General features: G+C 38.3%; 29 protein-coding genes, 1 pseudogene and 1 other annotated feature. Of the genes and pseudogenes, 2 read left to right on the forward strand and 28 right to left on the reverse strand.

Annotated features, from left to right (window positions below; all coding sequences use genetic code 11):
- Nucleotides 1-27 precede the first annotated feature (27 nt).
- The 15 genes from atpE to C9914_RS09485 form a co-directional block, all read right to left on the reverse strand.
- On the reverse strand, nt 28-309 hold the full coding sequence (gene atpE, locus C9914_RS09415; RefSeq protein WP_106765013.1) for an ATP synthase F0 subunit C: 282 nt from the start codon (nt 307-309) through the stop codon (nt 28-30).
- A gap of 82 nt (nt 310-391) precedes the next feature.
- Nucleotides 392-1,273, reverse strand: coding sequence for a F0F1 ATP synthase subunit A (locus C9914_RS09420; protein WP_022264739.1), 882 nt, complete (start codon nt 1,271-1,273; stop codon nt 392-394).
- Nucleotides 1,270-1,731: an ATP synthase subunit I gene (locus C9914_RS09425; RefSeq protein WP_106765014.1), complete on the reverse strand. Its 462-nt coding sequence runs from the start codon at nt 1,729-1,731 to the stop codon at nt 1,270-1,272. The genes C9914_RS09420 and C9914_RS09425 overlap by 4 nt, the downstream gene beginning before the upstream one ends.
- A 22-nt stretch (nt 1,732-1,753) precedes the next feature.
- Nucleotides 1,754-3,043, reverse strand: a complete 1,290-nt coding sequence (gene mtaB / locus C9914_RS09430) for a tRNA (N(6)-L-threonylcarbamoyladenosine(37)-C(2))-methylthiotransferase MtaB (RefSeq protein ID WP_106765016.1) — start codon at nt 3,041-3,043, stop codon at nt 1,754-1,756.
- 187 nt (nt 3,044-3,230) lie between these two features.
- Nucleotides 3,231-3,473, reverse strand: a complete 243-nt coding sequence (locus C9914_RS09435) for an HPr family phosphocarrier protein (RefSeq protein ID WP_022264742.1) — start codon at nt 3,471-3,473, stop codon at nt 3,231-3,233.
- Between the two features lie 203 nt (nt 3,474-3,676).
- A complete protein-coding gene (locus C9914_RS09440) occupies nt 3,677-5,593 on the reverse strand; it encodes an ABC-F family ATP-binding cassette domain-containing protein (RefSeq protein WP_106765018.1) in 1,917 nt (638 codons plus the stop codon).
- A gap of 91 nt (nt 5,594-5,684) precedes the next feature.
- Nucleotides 5,685-5,873 carry a 50S ribosomal protein L28 gene (gene rpmB / locus C9914_RS09445; RefSeq protein ID WP_022264744.1) on the reverse strand — a complete coding sequence of 63 codons (189 nt, stop codon included), beginning with the start codon at nt 5,871-5,873 and terminating at the stop codon, nt 5,685-5,687.
- 98 nt (nt 5,874-5,971) lie between these two features.
- A complete protein-coding gene (gene rplL / locus C9914_RS09450) occupies nt 5,972-6,346 on the reverse strand; it encodes a 50S ribosomal protein L7/L12 (protein WP_106765019.1) in 375 nt (124 codons plus the stop codon).
- Between the two features lie 36 nt (nt 6,347-6,382).
- A complete protein-coding gene (gene rplJ, locus C9914_RS09455; RefSeq protein WP_022264746.1) occupies nt 6,383-6,913 on the reverse strand; it encodes a 50S ribosomal protein L10 in 531 nt (176 codons plus the stop codon).
- Nucleotides 6,914-6,933: 20 nt separating this feature from the next.
- Nucleotides 6,934-7,068: a sequence feature (ribosomal protein L10 leader region), on the reverse strand.
- A 31-nt stretch (nt 7,069-7,099) separates the two neighbouring features.
- On the reverse strand, nt 7,100-7,792 hold the full coding sequence (gene rplA / locus C9914_RS09460) for a 50S ribosomal protein L1 (protein ID WP_022264747.1): 693 nt from the start codon (nt 7,790-7,792) through the stop codon (nt 7,100-7,102).
- A gap of 58 nt (nt 7,793-7,850) precedes the next feature.
- Entirely contained in the window at nt 7,851-8,276 is a 426-nt protein-coding gene (rplK, locus tag C9914_RS09465; RefSeq protein ID WP_022264748.1) for a 50S ribosomal protein L11, read from the reverse strand.
- A 126-nt stretch (nt 8,277-8,402) separates the two neighbouring features.
- Nucleotides 8,403-8,927 (reverse strand): transcription termination/antitermination protein NusG, encoded by a 525-nt coding sequence (gene nusG / locus C9914_RS09470; protein WP_022264749.1) that lies wholly within the window; start codon nt 8,925-8,927, stop codon nt 8,403-8,405.
- 20 nt (nt 8,928-8,947) lie between these two features.
- The gene (gene secE / locus C9914_RS09475; protein ID WP_022264750.1) at nt 8,948-9,190 is read right to left on the reverse strand and encodes a preprotein translocase subunit SecE; all 243 of its coding nucleotides are present in this window, start codon (nt 9,188-9,190) and stop codon (nt 8,948-8,950) included.
- Nucleotides 9,191-9,210: 20 nt separating this feature from the next.
- Nucleotides 9,211-9,360, reverse strand: a complete 150-nt coding sequence (gene rpmG, locus C9914_RS09480; protein ID WP_106765055.1) for a 50S ribosomal protein L33 — start codon at nt 9,358-9,360, stop codon at nt 9,211-9,213.
- A 249-nt stretch (nt 9,361-9,609) separates the two neighbouring features.
- Nucleotides 9,610-10,566: a glycosyltransferase family 2 protein gene (locus C9914_RS09485; protein ID WP_158707392.1), complete on the reverse strand. Its 957-nt coding sequence runs from the start codon at nt 10,564-10,566 to the stop codon at nt 9,610-9,612.
- Between the two features lie 423 nt (nt 10,567-10,989).
- On the opposite strand from C9914_RS09485, the gene C9914_RS09490 reads away from it, so the two are divergent.
- Nucleotides 10,990-11,607 (forward strand): hypothetical protein, encoded by a 618-nt coding sequence (locus C9914_RS09490; protein ID WP_106765023.1) that lies wholly within the window; start codon nt 10,990-10,992, stop codon nt 11,605-11,607.
- A gap of 504 nt (nt 11,608-12,111) precedes the next feature.
- Here the strand turns inward: C9914_RS09490 and C9914_RS09495 are convergent.
- From C9914_RS09495 to C9914_RS09545, 12 genes are all read right to left on the reverse strand, one after another.
- A complete protein-coding gene (locus C9914_RS09495; protein WP_106765024.1) occupies nt 12,112-12,717 on the reverse strand; it encodes a hydrolase in 606 nt (201 codons plus the stop codon).
- 7 nt (nt 12,718-12,724) lie between these two features.
- The gene (locus C9914_RS09500) at nt 12,725-13,276 is read right to left on the reverse strand and encodes a TIGR01440 family protein (RefSeq protein WP_106765026.1); all 552 of its coding nucleotides are present in this window, start codon (nt 13,274-13,276) and stop codon (nt 12,725-12,727) included.
- A gap of 104 nt (nt 13,277-13,380) precedes the next feature.
- Entirely contained in the window at nt 13,381-15,336 is a 1,956-nt protein-coding gene (locus tag C9914_RS09505; protein ID WP_106765028.1) for a bifunctional 4-hydroxy-3-methylbut-2-enyl diphosphate reductase/30S ribosomal protein S1, read from the reverse strand.
- A complete protein-coding gene (locus C9914_RS09510) occupies nt 15,266-15,916 on the reverse strand; it encodes a lysophospholipid acyltransferase family protein (protein ID WP_106765030.1) in 651 nt (216 codons plus the stop codon). Before C9914_RS09510 ends, C9914_RS09505 begins: the two co-directional genes overlap by 71 nt.
- A 42-nt stretch (nt 15,917-15,958) precedes the next feature.
- Nucleotides 15,959-16,579: a lysophospholipid acyltransferase family protein gene (locus C9914_RS09515; protein WP_106765032.1), complete on the reverse strand. Its 621-nt coding sequence runs from the start codon at nt 16,577-16,579 to the stop codon at nt 15,959-15,961.
- A complete protein-coding gene (gene cmk, locus C9914_RS09520) occupies nt 16,579-17,241 on the reverse strand; it encodes a (d)CMP kinase (RefSeq protein ID WP_022264757.1) in 663 nt (220 codons plus the stop codon). The genes C9914_RS09515 and cmk overlap by 1 nt, the downstream gene beginning before the upstream one ends.
- A gap of 22 nt (nt 17,242-17,263) precedes the next feature.
- Entirely contained in the window at nt 17,264-17,473 is a 210-nt protein-coding gene (locus tag C9914_RS11670; RefSeq protein ID WP_207654841.1) for a hypothetical protein, read from the reverse strand.
- Nucleotides 17,460-17,642: a hypothetical protein gene (locus C9914_RS11675; protein ID WP_207654842.1), complete on the reverse strand. Its 183-nt coding sequence runs from the start codon at nt 17,640-17,642 to the stop codon at nt 17,460-17,462. Before C9914_RS11675 ends, C9914_RS11670 begins: the two co-directional genes overlap by 14 nt.
- Before the next feature lie 194 nt (nt 17,643-17,836).
- Nucleotides 17,837-18,337 (reverse strand): hypothetical protein, encoded by a 501-nt coding sequence (locus C9914_RS09530; protein WP_022264759.1) that lies wholly within the window; start codon nt 18,335-18,337, stop codon nt 17,837-17,839.
- Nucleotides 18,338-18,356: 19 nt separating this feature from the next.
- Nucleotides 18,357-18,923 (reverse strand): zeta toxin family protein, encoded by a 567-nt coding sequence (locus C9914_RS09535; RefSeq protein ID WP_106765034.1) that lies wholly within the window; start codon nt 18,921-18,923, stop codon nt 18,357-18,359.
- Nucleotides 18,924-18,946: 23 nt separating this feature from the next.
- Nucleotides 18,947-20,197 carry a BaiN/RdsA family NAD(P)/FAD-dependent oxidoreductase gene (locus tag C9914_RS09540; protein ID WP_106765036.1) on the reverse strand — a complete coding sequence of 417 codons (1,251 nt, stop codon included), beginning with the start codon at nt 20,195-20,197 and terminating at the stop codon, nt 18,947-18,949.
- Nucleotides 20,175-21,059 carry a MurR/RpiR family transcriptional regulator gene (locus C9914_RS09545; RefSeq protein WP_106765038.1) on the reverse strand — a complete coding sequence of 295 codons (885 nt, stop codon included), beginning with the start codon at nt 21,057-21,059 and terminating at the stop codon, nt 20,175-20,177. The genes C9914_RS09540 and C9914_RS09545 overlap by 23 nt, the downstream gene beginning before the upstream one ends.
- 223 nt (nt 21,060-21,282) lie before the next feature.
- On the opposite strand from C9914_RS09545, the gene C9914_RS09550 reads away from it, so the two are divergent.
- Complete coding sequence (locus tag C9914_RS09550; protein WP_106765040.1) at nt 21,283-21,462, forward strand: cyclophilin-like fold protein; 180 nt, start codon at nt 21,283-21,285, stop codon at nt 21,460-21,462.
- Between the two features lie 143 nt (nt 21,463-21,605).
- Here C9914_RS09550 and C9914_RS09555 read toward each other — a convergent pair.
- Nucleotides 21,606-21,854 (reverse strand): annotated as a pseudogene (locus tag C9914_RS09555) (hypothetical protein); the annotation flags it as partial.

The raw sequence follows: 21,854 nt of genomic DNA on the forward strand, positions 1-21,854 counted from the left end.
TTCCCCCTTTTCGGGCTGTATTAATAATTAAGCAACAGCACCTTGAAGAACACCAACAAGGAAGCTTGGTGCTACAAAAATAAGGAGAATAGCTATAACAAGGGCATAAATACCTGTAGATTCTGCGATAGCACAACCCATAAGCATTGTAGATGTAACTGAACCCTTACACTCAGGCTGACGGCCAATAGCCTCACAAGCCTGTCCAACTGCATAACCTTCACCGATACCAGGTCCGATACCAGCAATCATTGCAATGCCCGCACCAAGTGCACAACAACCAAGAATAATACCAATAGCAAGTTCCATTTTAAATAATCCTCCTGATAATTTTAATATCAACAATAATTTTTTAAACTTTTCAATAATTTCTTGAAACTATATCAAGAAATTACGCTCTGTGTTTTTTCAATCGCCTTTTTTCGTAGGCTTCCTCTGGAAAACCGTTTGCTATATAAAGCATTGTCAACATTGAGAAGATAAATGCCTGTAAACAACCGCTGAATATATCAAAATATAAAGACAATACAGCAGGTATACCTATCTGCAAGAAAGGTATATCTCCTAATAATCCAGGCAGCCAGCCTAAAAGCAAAGATGTCAAGCCTTGCAAAGCGGCTGCAACCAATACTGATATAACTGAACCTGAAAGCACATTTCCAAAATGACGGAATGTCATAGAAACAGGCGTTGCAACCTCACTGATAATATTTATCGGTGTGAAAACTGCAATAGGCTCTGTATATCCTTTTAGGTAATTTCCAAGTCCACCCTTTAGCTTATAGTGTGTAATAAGAATAAATACTAATATCGCCCAACCGGCAACTATATTTATATCTGATGTAGGTGGATATAAGCCCAAAAGGCTTGATAAACTTGATAACGCCGACAAACCAAGAATTGCTGCAATAAATGGTGCAAAACCCATAAAGCGTTCACCCATATTGCTCCTGACAAGATTTTCTGCTTTTTCTACGATAAGTTCTGCTAAAAATTGTCTTTTTGAAACAGATTTAATATTCAATCTGCGTGTCAAAAACAGACATATCGCAAGAATAGTAAGTATAACTGCCCAAGAATTCACCTGTGATTCTGTTATCGGCAAATCCATTATCGGCATTGGAATAGTGAAATAAATTATTGCACCTGTTACAGTTATTCCCTCTGTCGCTGGTGAAAATAGAATTTTAAGAACAATACAAGCCGCCAGCGGAAGTATCATCATCGCAATAAGCAGAATATCAATTATTACCGCTTTTGCACTCTTTTTCATTTGCTATCACCTCCCTCTTTATCAGATGGTGTAGTAGCCTTTTCGGATTCTGAAGATGTTTCAGTATTTGCCTTTGGAGAATCCTTTATTTTCAAGCCTCGAATTGTCATAACAACTCTTGGAAAGAAAAACGGTATTACCACTGCAACAATGTTAAAGCAAGGTAAAGCTCCACCTATTACTGCAACAATAATTAGCATAAGAAACCTAAATGACTGTGACATTTTCATTCTATTCTCTGCAGTTTTAATTTCAGTATCAGTAAGAGATTTTTGTAGTGTTATTCCCATAAGGAAGAAATTAAACACTGCAATGCCACCGCCAAGAATATTTCCTAAAATTACAGTATAATCAAATGCACCGCATATTAAGAATACAGCTTCCATTATTGCACTAAGAATTACAACACCAATCAACAGATATATCGACTCTTGCTTTATAGCTTTATCTATCTTCATAAAAGCCCTCCGTTAATCTCTGTCATATAATTGAGGCTATACAATATTCGCCATCTACCTTTTCTAACTTAGCTTTAACTATTTTTCCACACATATCCTTATCACCCTCAATTAAAACAGGTGTATAATTCTTAGTATAACCCTCGAGCATACCATCTTTTGTGCGTGTTTCAAGCAGAACTTCTTGAATAAGTCCAATTTGAGATTTCATAAAAGCTTGGCGTGTTTTCTCGGTTATATCAATCATTATATTAGCACGCTCTTTTTTGAGTTCATTAGGAACTTGGTTCGGGGCTTTATCCGCAACAGTTCCCTCTCTGCGTGAATATGGAAATATATGTGCCTTTGCAAAGGCTATTTTCTCTGCGAACTTGCAGGATTTCTCGAATTCCTCTTCGGTTTCTCCTGGAAAACCCGTCATAATATCTGTTGTAATAGACGAATTATCAAAGATTGACCTTATATTATCGACAATCTTTGCATACTCCTCCGTTGTATACTTTCTGTTCATACGCTTTAAGGTTTCATCACAACCACTTTGCAATGAAAGGTGGAATTGCGGACAGAATTTCGCTTGTTTATTAAGACGGTTAAGCACTTCTATACTCATCAGCTCAGGCTCTAAGGAGCCAAGTCTTACTCGCTCTATTCCGTCAACCTCGCACACAGCGTCAACGGCGTCACAAAGCTCTAAGCCTATATCAGTTCCATAGCACGAAAGATTTATTCCAACAAGAACTATTTCAGAATAGCCTGATTTTGCAAGAGAGGTGACTTCATTTTTTATATCGTCAAGTTCTCTTGAACGAACTCTGCCTCTTGCATATGGAATAATACAATATGAGCAAAAACGGTTACAGCCGTCCTCTATCTTTATAAATGCACGAGTTCTTTTCTGATATGACGGAACAGAAAGTTCCTCGTATTTATCATTCTTTTCATATTTATCTATCATTATAAGACGCATATGATTTTTCAGATATTGTTCTATTGCAGGGACTAAAGCTGCACGGCATTTATTTCCAAGGATAATATCAACCTCTGGATATTTATCACCAATATCAGGAAATGCCTGCGGAACACAACCTGTAAGAACAATAACAGCGTTTTCATTTTCTCGTCTTGCTCTGCGAACCATTTTTTGTGCCTTATGCTCGCTCACACTTGTAACAGCACAAGAATTAACAATAATAATATCTGCATTTTGGTTTTCTTCTGCAGTTTTAAATCCCGCAGCATTAAGGTTTCTCATCATAGCCTCAGACTCATATTGATTAACCTTGCAGCCGAGAGTAATAATCTTAGCTAACATTAAAAGATTCACCTTTTTAATTATTTAAATATCTTATAATATAGTATCATATTATAAAAATTTACTCAACACATTTTATAAAATTAACAGTTTAATAATAATTTATGTGTAATATCAAATATTTAAAATTACCTTATACATAAAAAAACTCCGTATCGCAACTACGATACGGAGAAGTATCTTTGTTTTAAGCGTTTTTATAGATATATGGCTCAATATCAACTAAAAATGACTGAGGAACATCTTCAGAATCAATCTTTAGTGCAATTGGCTTAGTAATATCAAGACTGATTATACCAATTATAGAGTGAGCATCTATAACATATTTATCTGACACAAGGTTAATTGGCAAGGACTTATACTTAGATGTCATATCCACAAAGTTTTTTACATCTTCAAGATTTGGCAGAAAAATATCTGTACAATACATTTTAATTACCCCCAAATAAAAATTTATAATACAGCAATATGCCGAAAAAATTTATTTGCAGAAATTCGCTCTGCTCATATTATAATAGCAGTATTTTTTGATTCGGTCAACCTTAATTCTGAAATTTGTCTACATTTTTTTCATACAATCTCTTTGAATTGATGATTAAAAACGATTATATTTTTAAATACAGTTAAAGAATTTCAGGATTCAGCCGATTCAACAATTTCGGAAAGCTTAGCCCATTTATCCATATATTGCTCAAGCTCATCATTCTTTGCTTGAAGCTCTTCTGAAAGCTTTGTTGCAAGCTCATAATCACTCGCTGTTTCAGGTGCTTGAAGCTGTTCCTCAAATTCAGAAATACTCTCCTCTATTTCTGTAATTTTTGCCTCAAGCCTATTTAAATCAGCTTTTGCCTTGCGTCTTTGAGCATCTCGCTCTTTTTTATTTTTATAATCAAGCTTATTTTCACTTTCTTGTTTTTGCTTTGGCTTTTGAATAACTTCGTCTTTATGAGTTTTCTCCATAAACTCATCATAACTACCACGAAATTCCTCTACGCCTCTATCTGTCAGATAGTAAATCCTATCTGCAAGTGAATTTATCAAATATCTATCGTGAGAAACCGCAAGAAGTGTACCCTCGTAATTCATAAGGGCAGTCTGCAAAGCTTCGCAAGAGCTTATATCAAGGTGGTTTGTAGGTTCATCAAGCAATAGAAAGTTTGCACCAGAAAGCATAAGCTCTGTAAGAAGAACCCTTGCCCTCTCGCCACCACTTAAATCAGAAACATACTTAAATACATCTTCACCCTTGAACATAAACCTTGCAAGAGTATTGCGTATTTCAGTATTGGTCATAGCTGGGTACTTGTCCGAAATCTCATCAAAGATAGTTTTATTGCTATCAATATTCTGCTGAATCTGGTCATAGTAGCCGATTTTAACACCTTCACCAAGCGTAATCCTACCACTCTGTGCCTCATAAAGTTTCATAAGCGTTTTAAGTAAAGAAGTTTTTCCACAACCATTAGGTCCAATCAGGAATACACGCTCTCCACGCTTTATATCCATATTGACATTCTCGAAAATAGTGTTGCCATCAAAACCAACTGCAAGGTTTTCAACCAAAAGAACATCATCACCACTTCTTTCATTCGCAGAGAGCGTGAAGTTAATTTCACCAGGAGCATTTTCTGGCTTTTCGAGATTTTTTTGAAGTCTGTCAATAACCTTTTGCTTGCTCTCAGCGGTTTTGATATTCTTTTCTCTGTTCCAACGCTTTTGCTGTTCGATAATGCCCTCTAACCTATGAATTTCACGCATAGTATTATCATACTCACGCTGTTTTGTAAGCTCTCGCTCTTGTTTTTGTGGCAGATAAGTTGAATAGTTACCCTTATACATTGTCAGTCTTTTATGCTCAAGGTCGAAGGTTTTATTCGTAACCCTATCAAGAAAATATCTATCATGCGAAATAACTATATAAGAACTATTTGAATTGAGCAAATATTCTTCAAGCCATTCCACCGCTTGAACATCAAGATGGTTAGTAGGTTCATCGAGCAATAAAAGCTTTGCACCACATAAAAGCAATTTAGCAAGCTGAAGCTTTGCTCTTTGACCACCACTGAGTGAGCCAACCGGCAAACTCATACGGCTATCATCAAAACCAAGTCCAAGCAAAGCAGACCTTGCCCTACTTCGATATGTAAGACCGCCATCTCGGGTAAACTCATCGTGAAGCATTGCTTGTCTTTCAACAAGCTTATTTGTATCGCCAATTCCAGCACTGATTTGGGCATTAAGAGTATCAAGCTCCATCTCAATATCAGAAAGGTGTGAAAATACAGACACAACCTCATTATATGCTGAACGGTCGAGATTTCGGCAGACATGCTGCTCCATATAGCCGATAGTTGTACCCTTGCCAAGACTTATTGTGCCTTTATTGGGCTTATAATCTCCGACAAGAAGTTTAAAAAGGGTTGTCTTTCCGCTTCCGTTTACGCCGATAAGACCAATGCGGTCACCAGGTTGAATCTCGAAAGACATATTCAAAAAGAGGTCATCTTCGCCAAAACCCATATCAAGCGAATTAACCGAAAGCAAAGCCATTTTTATCCACTCCTACAAATACTTTCTAAAGGGACAAAACCCTTAACGAAAAAAGACTTCCCGAAGGAAGCCTTTTTCTATCGTTAGAGCATTAGACAGCTCTTGTAACCTTTCCCGAACGCAGACAACGGGTGCAGGCATTTATACGCTTAGGACTGCCATTAACAACTGCCTTAACCTTGACAATATTTGGCTTCCAAGCTCTGTTAGATCTTCTGTGTGAGTGAGAAACCTTAATACCAAAGGTAACTCCCTTTCCGCATACATCACACTTTGCCATTGTATGCACCTCCTTATGGTGTCAGCAGGACAAGCCGTGACAAATCGGCTCAATCCGCATAGAAAATCGAAAAATTAAATTATCCGGCAAGAGCCAAATTACTTAATCTCGACTTCTGCTCCAACCTCTGAAAGCTTAGTCTTGATAGCTTCAGCATCGTCCTTAGAAATAGCTTCTTTAAGTGTCTTAGGAGCTTCGTCAACGATAGCCTTTGCTTCCTTAAGACCAAGACCTGTGATTTCACGAACAACCTTGATAACCTTAATCTTCTCAGCGCCAGCAGCCTTAAGAACAACATCAAACTCTGTCTTCTCTTCTGCAGCAGCACCTGCCTCAGCAGCAGGACCTGCAACAACTGCAGCAGCTGCGGAAACACCGAACTCATCTTCAACAGCGTGTACAAGCTCTGAAAGCTCGAGAACTGTAAGACCCTTTAATTCTTCAACAATAGCAGTAACCTTTTCTGATGCCATGATATTTACCTCCGAAAAATGTAATTTTAAAATAAATTAAGCCTCTGCAGGAGCTTCAACAGCTTCAGCAGGTTCGCCGTCCTTATCAACAATAGCCTGGACAGCACGAGCAAATGATGCGATAGGAGCGTTGAACGCACCAAGAACATTTGCGAGCAATACTTCTCTTGAAGGAAGCTTAGCAAGGCTATTAATCTTATCGAGGCTGATAACCTCGCCATCGAGATAGCCTGATTTGATAGCGAACTTCTCGTGTGAATCAGCATACTTAGCAAGAATTCTTGCAGCAGCTACATAATCAGTTTCGCTTGTTGCGATAGCAGTTGTACCATTAAGTACATCATCAAGACCTGAAAGACCTGCATTATCAGCAGCGAACTTAATAAGTGTGTTCTTAATAACAGTATAATGTACGCCTGCCTCACGAAGTTCTTTACGAAGCTTTGTGTCGTCTGCAACAGAGATACCGTGATAATCAACGATAACACCTGCAACAGAGTTCTTGATTCTATCGGTAAGGTCAGCAACTACTTGCTTCTTTGCCTCCAAAACCTTCTGACTTGGCATAACATTTCACCTCCTTGAAAATTGGCACAAAAAAAGTGCCTTACCCCTTTTTCCGGAGAAAGGCACAGAAATATCTTAAGTCTGGCTCTTTCCTCGGCAGGTGGGAAAACCCGTTATACAATACCTGCTGTCTTTGGAACAGCTTAATTATTATAACACAATTTCAAACCGTTGTCAAGAGTTAAATCAGATATATTTAGCTGTGTTAATTCTGACAGATGGTCCCATTGTTGTTGTAACGGCAATGCTCTTAACATACTGACCCTTTGCAGCAGCTGGCTTTGCCTTGATGATAGCCTCAAGAAGAGCATTGAAGTTCTCGGAAACCTTTTCAGCACCGAAAGAAACCTTACCGATTGGGCAGTGAATGATGTTTGTCTTATCAAGACGATATTCAATCTTACCTGCCTTAGCTTCCTTGATAGCCTTAGCGATGTCAGGAGTAACTGTGCCAGCCTTTGGGTTAGGCATAAGTCCACGAGGACCAAGAACCTTACCAAGACGACCAACAAGACCCATCATATCAGGAGTTGTGATAAGAACATCGAAGTCCATCCAGCCTTCATTCTGAATCTTTGTTGTGAACTCTTCTGCACCGACATATTCAGCACCTGCTTCTTGTGCGAGAGCAACATTATCGCCCTTGCAGATAGCAAGTACTCGTACAGTCTTACCTGTACCGTTTGGAAGAACTATAGCACCTCTAACCTGCTGGTCAGCGTGACGGTTATCAACACCAAGTCTTACATGAACCTCAACAGTTTCATCAAACTTAGCCTTACCTGTCTGTACGCAGAGTGCGATAGCTTCGCTTGCTTCATAATTCTTTGACTTGTCGATAAGCTTGAGCGAATCGACATATTTTTTACCGTGTTTCATTGGTTTGTCCTCCCTGTAGAGTGGTAAAATCGGATTATTTCCTCCCACCCGGGTTTGATCAATCGACTACTTCTACGCCCATGCTGCGAGCTGTGCCCGCAATCATGCTCATAGCTGTCTCAACGCTTGCTGCGTTAAGGTCTGGCATCTTTTGCTCAGCAATCTTCTTGACCTGCTCACGGGTAATCTTTGCAACCTTTGTCTTGTTCGGAACGCCCGAACCGCTTTCGATTCCACAAGCCTTCTTAATAAGAACGGCAGCAGGTGGAGTCTTTGTTACGAATGTGAATGAACGGTCTGCGTAAACTGTGATAACAACAGGAATAATCATTCCTACATCATTCTTTGTACGCTCGTTAAATTCCTTCGTAAATGCCATAATGTTGACACCATGCTGTCCAAGTGCAGGACCAACAGGTGGTGCCGGGGTAGCCTTTCCTGCAGGTATCTGAAGCTTAATAAAGCCTGTTACCTTTTGAGCCATTTTCTTTGCACCTCCAAAATTCGTGGTATAAATGCGGAAAACGGATTTGCCGTTTCCTCCCACGAGGGCTTATGCCCTCAATAACAACAGAAGCGGTGGCTTAGACCGTTTCTGCTATTGGCTTAATCACTCGACCGGCTCAACCTGATGTAACTCAAGTTCTACCGGTGTTTCACGCCCGAACATATGAATGATAACTCGAACGCTGTTCTTTTCTTTGTTGAGCTCGTCTACTATACCGACTGAATCATCAAACGGCCCATCAATAATTCTTACAGAATCACCGACATTATAATCGACCTCAACATTTTTAATCTCAACTCCAAGGCGTTCTACTTCTTCATCAGTAAGCGGAACAGGCTTAGAGCTTGGACCTACGAAGCCAGTGCAGCCGCGGATATTGCGGACAATATACCAGCTATCGTCATTCATAATCATTTTGACAATAACATAGCCAGGAAAAACCTTGCGTTCAACCTCACGGCTTTTATTGTCCTTAATCTCTGTTACCTTTTCGGTGGGAACTCTGATTTCCTGGATAAGATGTCCAAGATTTCTGTTCTCTACGGTTGTTTCGAGATTAGAAGCTACTTTGTTTTCGTAACCCGAATAAGTATGGACAACATACCATCTTGCTTCGTTGTCAGCCATAGTTCCTCCTCCGATCGTACTCAGTTAGAAACATGCATAACCAAACCGAGCAGGGCATAAAGTCCACTGTCGAGTGCAAAAATAAACGCACCGATGATGACAATAGCCAAAAGGACTATACCCATATTCTTAAAGGTAGCCTTTGGAGTCGGCCATGCAATCTTCTTAATCTCGCTTTTTGTGTCACGGAAGAATTTTTTAATTCGCCGACCTGCTCTCACGAAGATATTCGGCTTTTTTTCTTTATCGGTTTTTTTAGCCATAATTTACCTCCGTAGCGTGATCACTTTGTCTCTTTATGAAGAGTGTGCTTCTTGCAGAATCTGCAATACTTGTTCATCTCAAGTCTGTCGGGGTCATTCTTCTTGTTCTTCATTGTGTTGTAGTTTCTTTGTTTGCACTCCGTGCAGGCTAATGTAACTTTTACTCTCATGACGGCACCTCCCGGTATTTCGGAATAATTTAGCCTCCCTCTTGCAGGGAATCTTTGACCCTCTGCAATCAATAAAGCAGACAGATTACCGAATCTCGGTCTGCTTTTATTATTGCAAATATTGCTTATGAAAAAGGCATTTGCAATAATAAAGGGCAAAAAAATAAGCCCCTTGTGAGGTAAAATAAATATACCACATTACTTATAATTTGTCAATGCCTTTTTTCGATTTTTTGAACATTTTATTTTTTACTGGGGGTTATATAGCTTAGGGAACTTTTTCCATATAAAGACACGCTTTTTCAGACTGCTTGGAGCATTTTTAGAAACCTCAAGCATTTCATCACAGCGTTTTATCTTCATAGCTGTTTTTATTGAAGACGGTTTCACGCCGTTTTTCAGGAGCGTATCAACGCAATTCATAATGACATCAGGAAGCTTTTCATATCTGAAAAGCTCACAAAGTTCCCTGTCATTGCCGAATCTTGCTTCAACAAGCTCTGCAATTTCTCGGATAGCGTCTACTCTCTCTAGAATATGTAGTTCCTTGTTGTCGTTGCTTTCTTTAATAGGTGCTTGATTTTCTATATCCTTTTTAAGCTTAAATTCAGAAAAAGCTGTTTTCGGATTAGACAAAGCAATTTTATAAATATACTGCTCCGCATAACCTCTGCGACAATTTTCCGAAAATAAAATTCTGTTTGATTGTACAAAATCATTTCTGAGCATAATCGCAGGAATCTCAACTGAGATAATTGACCTTGCAATCGCTGTTGCCAAATCTTCACCCTTGATATTGTTCAAACCAACAGCCAGTGCCTTGGCTTCCTTATCAGAAAGCTTAGACGATGCGAATACAAAATCCGCCCCCTTTTTTTCTGCAAGCTCATAATAGCTTGGAATAAAATCACTATAAAGCGTTCTTGCGAAAACAAAGGATATATACTTTCCAGATGCCTTATAAATTCCAGTATTCAAGGCACTTCCAACAGTAGAATTGCCGTTTTGAAGCACAAAGCCGTTTAGCTTGTTGACTTTAATAGCATTCAGTGCGTTTCTAATGGTAGAATCTGTCGAATTCATATCAATTATCAAATATTCAACATCAAGGTCAATGCAATTTTTGCTTACCGCTTTAATAATATTTGCAATATTTTCAGCAACATTTCTTGTTGGAATAATAACCGAAACTCTAACACTGCTCATAAAGTCAACACCCATTCCGCAATACCATATATATTCACAATATTCTCTATAAAATATTATAGCACTTTTTTGGACTTTTTGTTGTAGATTTTCAACAGCTTTTTAGATTAAATTTTATGTATATTTACCAAGTAAAAAACCTTGTATTTTTTAGTCACTTATGGTAATATAGACTTGCGACACAATTCAATAACTCTAATAGTAGAATTTTTCTGTCTATTTATAAAGATTTTTCTTTATTCTTGCAAGAAGAATGTTTTTTACATTTGGTAAAAACACATTCTCCTTTCTTTAAGTCTTCTTGCAAGAGTAGAGTTTTAGAATTGTGTCGCAACAATCGGAGTTATGTGCTTTTCGGTGCGTGACTTCGGTTACGCACTTTTTTATTTTCTCGATTTATAAAATTTTAGGAGGAGAATACTAATGAGAAAAAACACTGTAAAAAAGATTTTAGCGGCACTTCTTGCACTTGGAATTATTTCAGCACTAACAGCTTGCAACAATTCGCAAACCACAACACAAAGTACTGCCGAATCGTCTAAATCGGTTTCCGAAAGCTCGACAGAAAGTTCACAAGAATCCTCTGCCGAATCATCAAGCGAGAGTTCTGTTGAATCTTCTAAGGAAGTTTCTGAAAGCTCAAAAGAATCCTCCACCGAATCATCAAGCGAGAGTTCTGCGGAATCTTCTAAGGCAGTTTCTGAAAGTTCAGTAGAAAGTTCAAAAGAATCTTCCGATGAATCATCAGAAATTCCAGTATATCAATATGAGCCCAAAAAAGCTTCTTTCAAAGATGTAACAAGATATGGTAAAATATTAAAGACCGCTAAACTAACATCAAAAAAGTTTGGAAATACTACCCTTCTTAAAGATTATCTTGTAGCTATTTTGAAAGTTAATGATTCAACTTATGACATTTATTGTTGTAGTTTTTCTATAACTGTTGATGCTTCTTTAATAGAACTATTTGATGAAGATTACGAACCTGATTTTTCTCTTAGATACTGGTTCGGAATTGAAGAAGAATATTTGAATCTCTGATAAAAATTTTAAATATCAATAGCAAACCCCGCTTACAGACAGCAACTCTGTAAGCGGGGTTCCTTTTTGCTAAAAGATAAATTGTAGGGGCGAACTGCGTTCGCCCGTTTGGGCAAAGAATGTTAAGGGCTTTGCCCTTAAAACCCACCAAAGGCTCTGCCTTTGGAATCCGCAAGCCTTTAAAAAGGCTTGACCTAAACTTTAAGTGTCTTAAATAAATATGCCAGCTAAGCGGTAGTTTAGTCCTCCGCGTGAACAAACCTCCCATATACACTACGAGCGAGGCAAAGCCGAACGATTACGCGTCTTGGCTGCGGCGGCTCGCCGCTTAAGGGCTTCGCCCTTAAAACCCACCAAAGGCTCCGCCTTTGGAATCCGCAAGCCTTTAAAAAGGCTTGACCTAAACTTTAAGTGTCTTAAATAAATATGCCAGCTAAGCGGTAGTTTAGTCCTCCACGTGAACAAACCTCCCATATACACTACGAGCGAGGCAAAGCCGAGCGATTACGCGTCTCCGCCGCGGGTCGGCACCCGCACAACGCTCGTATTCTTTTCCTTGAGGTATGTAGACTCAAGGTCTGCCAAATGCAGCTTAACCGCAAGCGGATACTTTTCATAAGCAAGACTTATTGCAAAGCTTCCTCCCCTTGCCGAATCGTCAAAGCCACCCATATGCCAACGAATAGCCATAGCCTCGCTTGTTTTCAGACGCATAAAGCGTTCAATCAGAAATACTGACTTTTCGCCGTGTCCATAAGGAAATGCGTCCTCAACCGTATAATAAGGAACTTTCTCCCACTGACCTGTAACATCATTCTTAACATTTCTTGTCGAAACCTTATAGAATTGAGCCTTGCATAAATCGTGGAGCAAAGCACAAATAGCAAAACTTTCCTCGCTATCCTTGCCCTCCTCAAAATATCTTTCACGAAGTGTCTTATAAACATTAAGACTGTGAAGTAGAAGTCCACCCTCACAAGCACCATGATATTTTGTGCTTGCTGGTGCTGTAAAAAAATCTGTTTTCAAAAGCCAATCAAGAAATTCCTGTGAACCTTGACGCTTGACATACTCATTATAAATCTGCAAAAATTCTTCCTTGTTTGTCATAGATACCTCATTTCATATCGTCATTATAATGGGCTCTTTCGCCGCCGATAAATTTAGGACGGGTTCTTGCACTTGTAATATGTGCCTTGCCAATATTCTTAACTGAAATCACAAGCGGTACAGCAACTTCTTTAAGGTGCATACCGATAAGAACTCCGCCGATGTCGATTCCTGCATCAGCCTTAATATGCTCAACTGCAACAGGATTTTCAAGTGTATTATAGGTAATCGTAGCGAACGAACCGCCAGCCTTTGGTTGAGGTACAACATTAACCTCTGGCTCACGAAGCTTTTCGGCGGCTTCACGCTCTGTTATGATTGCTCTGTTTAAATGCTCACAGCATTGAGCCGCAAGGAAAATCCCCCTTGATTTAAGTTCGGGATAAATTCCGTCAAAAATTGCTTGTGCAATTTCCATACTTGATGCCTTGCCGTAATTTTCACCCTTAACTGTACTTGATGAACAACCAACAACAAAAATACTTCCCCTGCCAATTTTTGCCTGCTCAATAATTTCAAGTACCGCTGTTTTTGCTTGCTGTGTAAGCTCTTCAAACATAAAATCACTCCCAATAAAACTCTCAAATAGAGCATAAGGCATTCTGCCATATCAGCAGAACGCCTATGTTCCAATAGTTATACTATTTTACTTAATCAACTGAATTATTCTTCAGTTGCTTCTTCTGACTTTTTATCCTCAAGAAGCTCTCTGATAGAAAGGCTGATACGCTTCTTATCGAAGTCAATCTTAGTAATCTTAACAGTTACCTTATCGCCAATCTTAAGAACATCTTGTGGCTTTTCGATTCTCTCAGTAGAGATTTGTGAAATATGGATAAGGCCATCAATGCCAGGAAGAATGTTAGCGAAAGCACCGAAGTCTGTCATACCTACGATAGTAGCCTCTGTTACAGTTCCTTCTGGATAATCACGCTTAAGGATTTCCCAAGGGTTATCCTCTGTATTCTTGTAGCCAAGAGAAATCTTGCCCTTTTCACGGTCAAGGTCCTTGATGTAAACTTCGACAGTATCGCCGACCTTTACAACCTCTGATGGGTGCTTAATGCGTCCCCATGAAAGTTCAGAAATATGAATCATACCGTCAATTCCGCCGATGTCAACAAATGCACCGTAAGAAGTGAGGGACTTAACTGTGCCTGTGTACTTCTTGCCGATTTCTGCTGTTTCCCAGAATTTATCAGCAAGCTTTTGACGCTCTTCCTTGAGGATAGCACGAATTGAGCCGACAGCTCTTCTTCTGCCCTTGTTTACTTCAATAATCTTGAAAGAAACTTCCTTCTTGAGGAGATTCTCAAGTGGCTCGCCTCTTGTAGCAGTTGCCTGTGATGCAGGAATGAATACACGAACACCATTAGCTACTGCAATGACGCCGCCCTTCACAACATCAGTTACAAAGCCAGTTACAGGTGTATCTTCTTCATTAGCCTTAATGATTTCGTCCCAGCCCTTGATAGCGTCAAGACGCTTCTTAGAGAGCATGATTGTACCCTCTTGGTCATTTGTACGCATAATCAAAAGGTCAAGCTCATCGCCAATCTTAACAAGATCTTCAGCCTTAGCATTAGGGTCGTTAGAAAGCTCTGCAAGAGGAATAAAGCCTGCCTGCTTTCTGCCGACATCAACATAGACTTCGTTAGGAGCTATGCCAACTACAACGCCATGCACCTTCTCATCTGTATTAAAATTTTTGAGAGATTCCTCAAGAAGCTCTGCAAAGTTTTCTGCTGTGTTTTCTGTTTTTTCAATGTTCTCTGTCATGGTATTAAATACCTCCTTAATAATCCTTGCAGGAGTAGAAGCCCCTGCAGTTATGCCAATTATATCAGCATCAATCAGAGCAATGTCATCAAGCTCGGCAGCACTCTCAATAAGATAAGTTCTCTCACAATTGCTTTTACACACCGAGAAAAGCTTTGCCGTATTAGAGCTTTGCCTTCCGCCTATGACAACCATAATATCGGAGATAGAGGCAAGTTCTTCTGCCTCTGATTGCCTAATTGATGTGGCACTACATATTGTATCAAATATTTTAGCATTTGTATATACTTTTTTGAGAAGTTTTAAACAATTTTTCCATTCTTTTACATCATAAGTAGTCTGGGCGACAACACATATAGAAATATTTTCAATATTTTCGAGTTTTTTTAGTAATTTTCCCAAATCTTCGTAATTTTTGAAGATATAATGCTCGCCCTCGCAGTGACCTACGATACCCTGAACCTCAGGATGATTTTCATCTCCTGCAATAAGTATAACCTTGCCTTCACGAGAATTGTCTTTTACGATTTGATGAATCTTTGAAACGAATGGACAGGTAGCATTTTCGTATGAAATTCCTTTCTGTTCGATTTCATCAATCACACTCTGAGGAACTCCATGAGAGCGTATAACGAGTGTTCTGTCCATACTGCTCAAATCGTTCGGAGTATCAGCGATTTCAACGCCTCTTTCTGCAAGCTCCGCAACCATATGCGGATTATGGATAATAGGACCGAGTGTAGTAACCTTCTTGCCCTCATCGAGCAGATTATTTACTATCGTAACGGCTCTGTTCACTCCGAAACAAAATCCCGCTGACTTTGCTAAAATTATTTTCATGCTTCACCTCCAAGAGAGTTTCTATTGTTTTAGAAAGCCTTTCCGAAAGAAATCGACATTTCTTTGCACAAGTACCGTTTTCTTTTTCGACCTGTATAGTATCGCCTATTCTTACTGTTATTTTTTTAAACGGACGAATTTTTCCTTCAAAGTATATTGAAACTGGAATTATTGGTACTCCAGCTCTCATGGCAAGCAGTGACGCACCAGCTTTAATCTTAAAACTGGTTTCATCATTGACAATTTTGCCCTGAGGAAAAATTCCCACTATACAACCATCATCAAGGAGCTTCTCCGCTTTCAGAACTGCTGATTTATCAGCACTGCCTCTTGCAACAGGAAAAGTTCCTACACTTTTCAAAAGCCATGCAAAAAGCTTTCCATGGTCATCAAAAAGCTCTGATTTAGCCATATAATAAATCTTCCGTTTCATAACGCAGGAAATAATTATAGGGTCAAGCAAGGAACGGTGGTTTGCACATAAAATTGCACTCCCCTGAAAATTTTGCTCTCCTATTATTTTAACTCGAAACAGAAAAAAAAACAAGACCCTACACAATACTTTTAAAAAATGGTACATTAGTACAACTGTCCTTTCGGAAAATATCTCCAAAATAGACTGTTACTTTCTTGAATTAAGCTCCTCTGCACGCATTTCCTTGATTCTATCCATTACAACATTACTTGCATATCTGTATTCTTGGCGGTCGCCGTTTTTAATTCCAAGCTCCTCTACGGAAATAGGCTTTCCCCACGAAATAGTTACACGCTGAAAAACTTTGATTTTCTTATTTTTTGGGGTAATACATACAGGAATTATCGGAACATTCATCTGATGTGCAACAATAGCCGCTCCCGAACGAGGCCTTAAAAGCTCACCTGTCTTAGAACGAGAACCCTCGATAAAAATTCCGAGAAGCTTTCCCTCTGAAATAAGTTTTTCGCCCTCATTGATAGCTTTGCCGTCACCCGCTCCTCTTTCGACTGGAAAAGCACCAAGTGTTCTTATCAGCTTTGCAAGAAATTTATTATGAAAAAGTTCAGCTTTAGCCATATAAAATATTTGACGCTTTTGAGTTAGTGCAAGAAGTACAGGGTCATAGTTTGAAAGGTGGTTTGATGCAACAACAAATGCACCATCGTTAGGAACATTGTGCTTTCCCTTAACTTTATAGAAAAATAACAGTTTAAATATTGGGATTACAACAATTCTTCCAACTACATAAAGTGGATTTCGTTTCATCAGACTCTCTCCTCTACAAGCTTAACCAAGGCATCTATGGATTCTTCAAGAGTCATATCTGAGGTATCGAGAATTATGGCATTTTCTGCAGGCTTTAAAGGAGCAATCTCACGATGAGAATCGTTATAATCTCTTGTTATTATGTCCTTTAGAACCTCGTCATAATCACATTTTATTCCTTTTTCTTCAAGCTGCTTAACTCTGCGTTTTGCACGAATTTCTGGTGAGGCTGTAAGAAAAATCTTGACGCTTGCATTAGGCAAAACAACTGTGCCAATATCTCTGCCGTCCATAAGTACATTATCAGTCTTTGCGAAATCTCTCTGCGTATCAAGCAAATATGCTCTTACCGCAGGAATTGCCGAAACCTTAGATGCCATCATTGATGCCTGTTCTGTACGAATTTTTTCTGAAACATCTTCATCACCAAGCAAAACATGCTGTTCACCATTAAAGAAAACTATGTTAATATCAAGACTTTTCAAAAGTTTCTCGACTTCTGCTTCGTTTTGAATATTGGTATTACTTCTTGCAGCTGCAAGACCAATAGTTCTATACAAAGCACCTGTATCAACATAAATGTAGTTAAGTCTTTCGGCAGCGGCTCTTGCGATTGAACTTTTTCCTGCACCGGCAGGTCCGTCTATTGCTATTGAAATCATTTTTAAACTTCCTTTCAAAATATTATTTTATATTGTCAGTCTTGAAACTGTAAAAAACACTATAAAATTTATCTAAATTTTTCAAGTCTATATAATTGTTCATCATCAATTTCATTAACACCATTTTTATAATCATAGCCAAACTTTTGTAAAATTTTACCGCCGTAATCGATGCGGGTATTTCAATTCTCTTTGCTCTAAAAAAATAATCATCTTGCTCAAGTGTTTCCATAATTTTTCGTCCAATTTGAACGCTCAATTAGTTTATCGGCAGTTAAAAAACTAATGTCATTTTCTATGTACTCACTTGAATAATCTTTTGAATTTGTTGTTCTTAGTGTTTTAGCAATAACTTCTGCCAATTCTACACTATCTTCATTTTTAAATTTTCTGACAATCATCTAAAACACCTCTCCAAGTCTATATTTGTTAAATTGATATGATTTCTTTCTAATATTAAAGCTTACTTTCTATTAAGCCCTCAAATTCAGACAGCCATTTAGGACGATAACCATTTGTATATCTAAAAATATTGAACTTTTTCCTGCACCGGCAGGTCCGTCTATTGCTATTGAAATCATTTTAAAATACAATTTTATCTCATAATATTATCATTCTTAACAAATGGAATAGGTTCGGAGCTTTTCATCTGAAAAAATCCTATATCATCAGCAATAATATCATACAGATTATCCTCACAGTATGCAAGCAAATCTAAGTTTACCATTTCATCATCGTTCATTTCGTCCAAGACATATGTAGCATACTGACCACAGCGTTTAAAATGCTTTAGTATCAATGTAATTTTTCTTTTTTCGTCATCGGAATATATATCTTGCTTACAAAGCGTTTCAGATATAAAATCGCAAAAATACTCGAAATCTTTGTCCCAGTTCATATTGCCATTGTTTTGTGCTTCATAACGAAGCTTCTCAAGCTCTCTCAGTAATTCTCCCTGTAAAACATTGGCTTGTCCTATCTCAGGAACATAATTTTTCCAAATATAATTACATTCATCAAAATATTTTTGAGTATAGTTTTCTTTCATTAGCTGTTTAAGAATTATATTTTCATTCTCATCAAAATCATTGAACATAAAATCCACCTTTCCAGTATTAAAGCTGACTTCCTATTAAGCCCTCAAATTCAGACAGCCATTTAGGACGATAACCATTTGTATATCTAAAAATATCGTTTTTTATTTCCGCAACCTTTACAAAACCATTTTCGTTATCATAGAATATAACCTCATCGCAATATAGAATAACTGCATTAAGAGATTGAAAGCGTATTGAATAACGCCTATGAACATCTTCTTTTGGAATATCATGACCGCCCTTGCGAACCCTGTTTTCTATTCTGCAAAGGCTTTCGTCCTCAGTGCTTAACCCCACATAATACATTCTGACATAGTAACCTTTTTGACGAGCCTTTTTTATTGTACTTAGCGTCATATGACCTGAAAGAGTCGTTTCTTGAGTAAAGGATATATTCTTTTCAAGGCAGTCATTTATAATTTTTATAGCCTGTCTGCCTGCGGAAATATTATTATAATTGTGTTCCTTTGCAATATAATCAGCGTCAATTATTCGTCCGAGAATCATTCCCTGACCTTCAAGAACTCCACGAAGACTTGTTTTTCCTGTGCAATCTAAACCCGCTATAATTGTATAGGTGTTCATTTTCAGCACCTCTTTCAATTATTTTACATAGCAGCCGACTCCCCTGCAACAACTCCTGTTGCAAATGCTAATTGAAGATTGAATCCACCTGTGTATGCGTCTATATCAATAAGTTCTCCTGCAAAATATAAGCCTTTTACTAATTTTGATTCCATAGTTTTTGAGCTTATTTCTTTAACACTTACTCCGCCTGATGTGACGATTGCCTCGGCTATCGGTCTGAAAGCCTTAATCGTAATCGGAAAAGCCTTAATCAATTCCAAAAGTCTGTGTCGCTCTGCTCTTGTAATCTCATTGCATTTTTTATGTTCTGATATTCCAGAAAGTGAAATTATTACAGGTATCATTTTCTGCGGCAAAAGTTTGCCCAGTGAATTTATAAAGTCTTTATTCTTAAATTCGGAAAAATCACGAAGTATTCTTACATCAAGCTGTTCCTCGGAGAGTGCTGGCTTTAAATCTATAATAATCTTATATCTTCCGCTCTCCATTTCTTTTATGTGCGATGAGGCACTCAGAACAATCGGTCCGGAAAGTCCGAAATGGGTAAACAAAAGTTCTCCAAAATCTGAATAAATTGTTTTTTCTATTTTTGTGTCTAAAAGGTCTATTTTTATATTTCTAAGTGAAAGTCCCATCATATCACAACAGTAGCTTTCAATAGATTCAAGCGGTACAAGCGAGGGCTTTATCTTTGTTACAGTGTGTCCTGCCTGACGAGCAAGAACATAGCCATAGCCGTCACTTCCTGTCTTAGGATATGATGCACCGCCACATGCTAAAATCACGCTATCGGCAAAATACTCAATGCCATTTGAATCCTTAACGCCTTTTATAGTGTTATTTTCTATTATAAGTGACTTTATATTTTTCTCATAGATTGAACAGCCTGCACTTTCCGCACAGCTTATCAAAGCATCTGCTATATCCTTAGCCTTATCCGAAACAGGAAAAACTCTGTTTCCACGCTCTGTTTTAAGTTCTACTCCAAGCATTTCAAAAAAGCTCATAGTATCTTCTGGTGAAAAGCGATTCAATGCACTATAAAGAAATTTAGGATTTGTCGGTGTATTATTCATAACAGTTTCGATACTGCAATTATTCGTAACATTACATCTGCCTTTGCCTGTTATGAGTACTTTTCGTGCAGGTCGGGGATTTTTCTCGAAAATTATAACCTCTGCCCCACTCCATGCCGAATGGATTGCCGACATAAGGCCTGCCGCTCCGCCTCCGACAACAATTACACTTTTATTTTTTGTCAAGAGCGTCATCCTCTCCGCTTTTTTTATAGACTTTATATTGCGACCAGATTTCTTCAAGCGTATTAAAGGTTTTTTCCGCCTCCTCACGCCTATTTAGAACAGTAGCTACAATAAGTGCGTTAATCATTCCAAGAGGTGCTACAAGAGAATCGACTACACTTGCCATACCACTTCTTGCAAGAAGCAAATAGTCAGCCGAATCCGCCAAAGGGCTTATAAGACTATCTGTGAGTGCTATTGCTTTAGCACCACGCTTTCTTGCTGTTTGAACAGCAAAAACAGCTGCCTTTGAATATCTCGGAAAGCTTATTCCAATCATAACATCATCTTTGCACATACGCATAAGCTTTTCGCTTATTTCTGTTTCGCTATATGTATTGATTACCGTAACATTTCCGAAAATCATTGAATAATAATATCCAAGGAAATTTGCCAATGCCTCGGAACTTCTTACTGCAAATATATATATCTTTCTTGCTTTTGATATAGCATCAACAGCATTATAAAAATCTTCTTTTGAGGTTTCTTCTATTGTTGAATTTATTCTGTCTATTTCTTCTTGTAGGATAAATTCAAGAATATCCTTTTTGCCGATACGCTTTGCTGTAACATCAATTCTCTGCACAGAAGTAAGCTTCTCACGAATCATCTCCTGCATAGCGTGTTGCAATTTTGGATATCCATCATATCCAAGCTCTGTGGCAAATCTAACAACTGTCGATTCACTTACTCCAACAGCATTTCCAAGCTTAGATGCTGTCATAAAGGCCGCCTCATCGCAGTGGTCACTTATGTATGTAGCTATGAGTTTTTGTCCTTTAGAAAAACTCGGTAACTGCTTTTCAATTTTAGAAACAAGATTTTCCGCCATTTTTAAACCTCCGAACGCTATATCAGTTTATTGAGATAGCGTTATTTATACCTTTTTTGGCATACCTATAAATATTTTATTACTAATTCTTAATAAAATCAAGTAATATGAAGTAAAATCTGAGTTTTTTGAATAAGTAAGCAAAATATTAATGAATAAGCAAATGAAAAATGATGTACTCAAGTAGAGGTGTATTATATCATGAAAAATCAAGTCTACACAGATGACCACGCAGTCGGGAGATATCGTTCTGTATTCTAGAAATCAGCTTGTGGTGTTTTTCGGCTCGAATTCGTGGAGCTATACCAAATTGGGACATATCAGCGGTCTGTCTGCCGATGAGTTGACAGTATTGTTGGACAAAAAGCAGACGGTTATAGAACTTCAGCTAAAGTCAAAGTAAGTCGCGAGAATAAAGGTGACTTACCTTGGGACAGAAAAGATTGCAGGCGGTTAAAGACACACATACAGTACGGCTTAAATACTGCGATTTCATAAAAAAGGAAGTTTGAAAATATGTTGGTTTAAAACCGCCTTATGATTTCTCTATATATGAATGCCGAAGAATGTTCCCAAGTTTGTACCTGCCCCCTTGTGTACATTAAGCCCAGCCTGAGCAGTGACTTTGACAGAATAATCTGTCTTTTTAACACTGCTTGGCTTTGTAACTGGCTTAGTTGTTGTGGGTTTGGTAGATGTGTAGTCTTTAAAAATCCAGTTCATATCAACTGAACCCGAAATGCCTGGCACACTGCCATTTTCTGAGTACTGCCAGATTGCACAATTGTAGCTTGG

It is taken from the genome of Pseudoruminococcus massiliensis (assembly GCF_900291955.1).
Lineage (GTDB): Bacteria > Bacillota > Clostridia > Oscillospirales > Acutalibacteraceae > Pseudoruminococcus > Pseudoruminococcus massiliensis.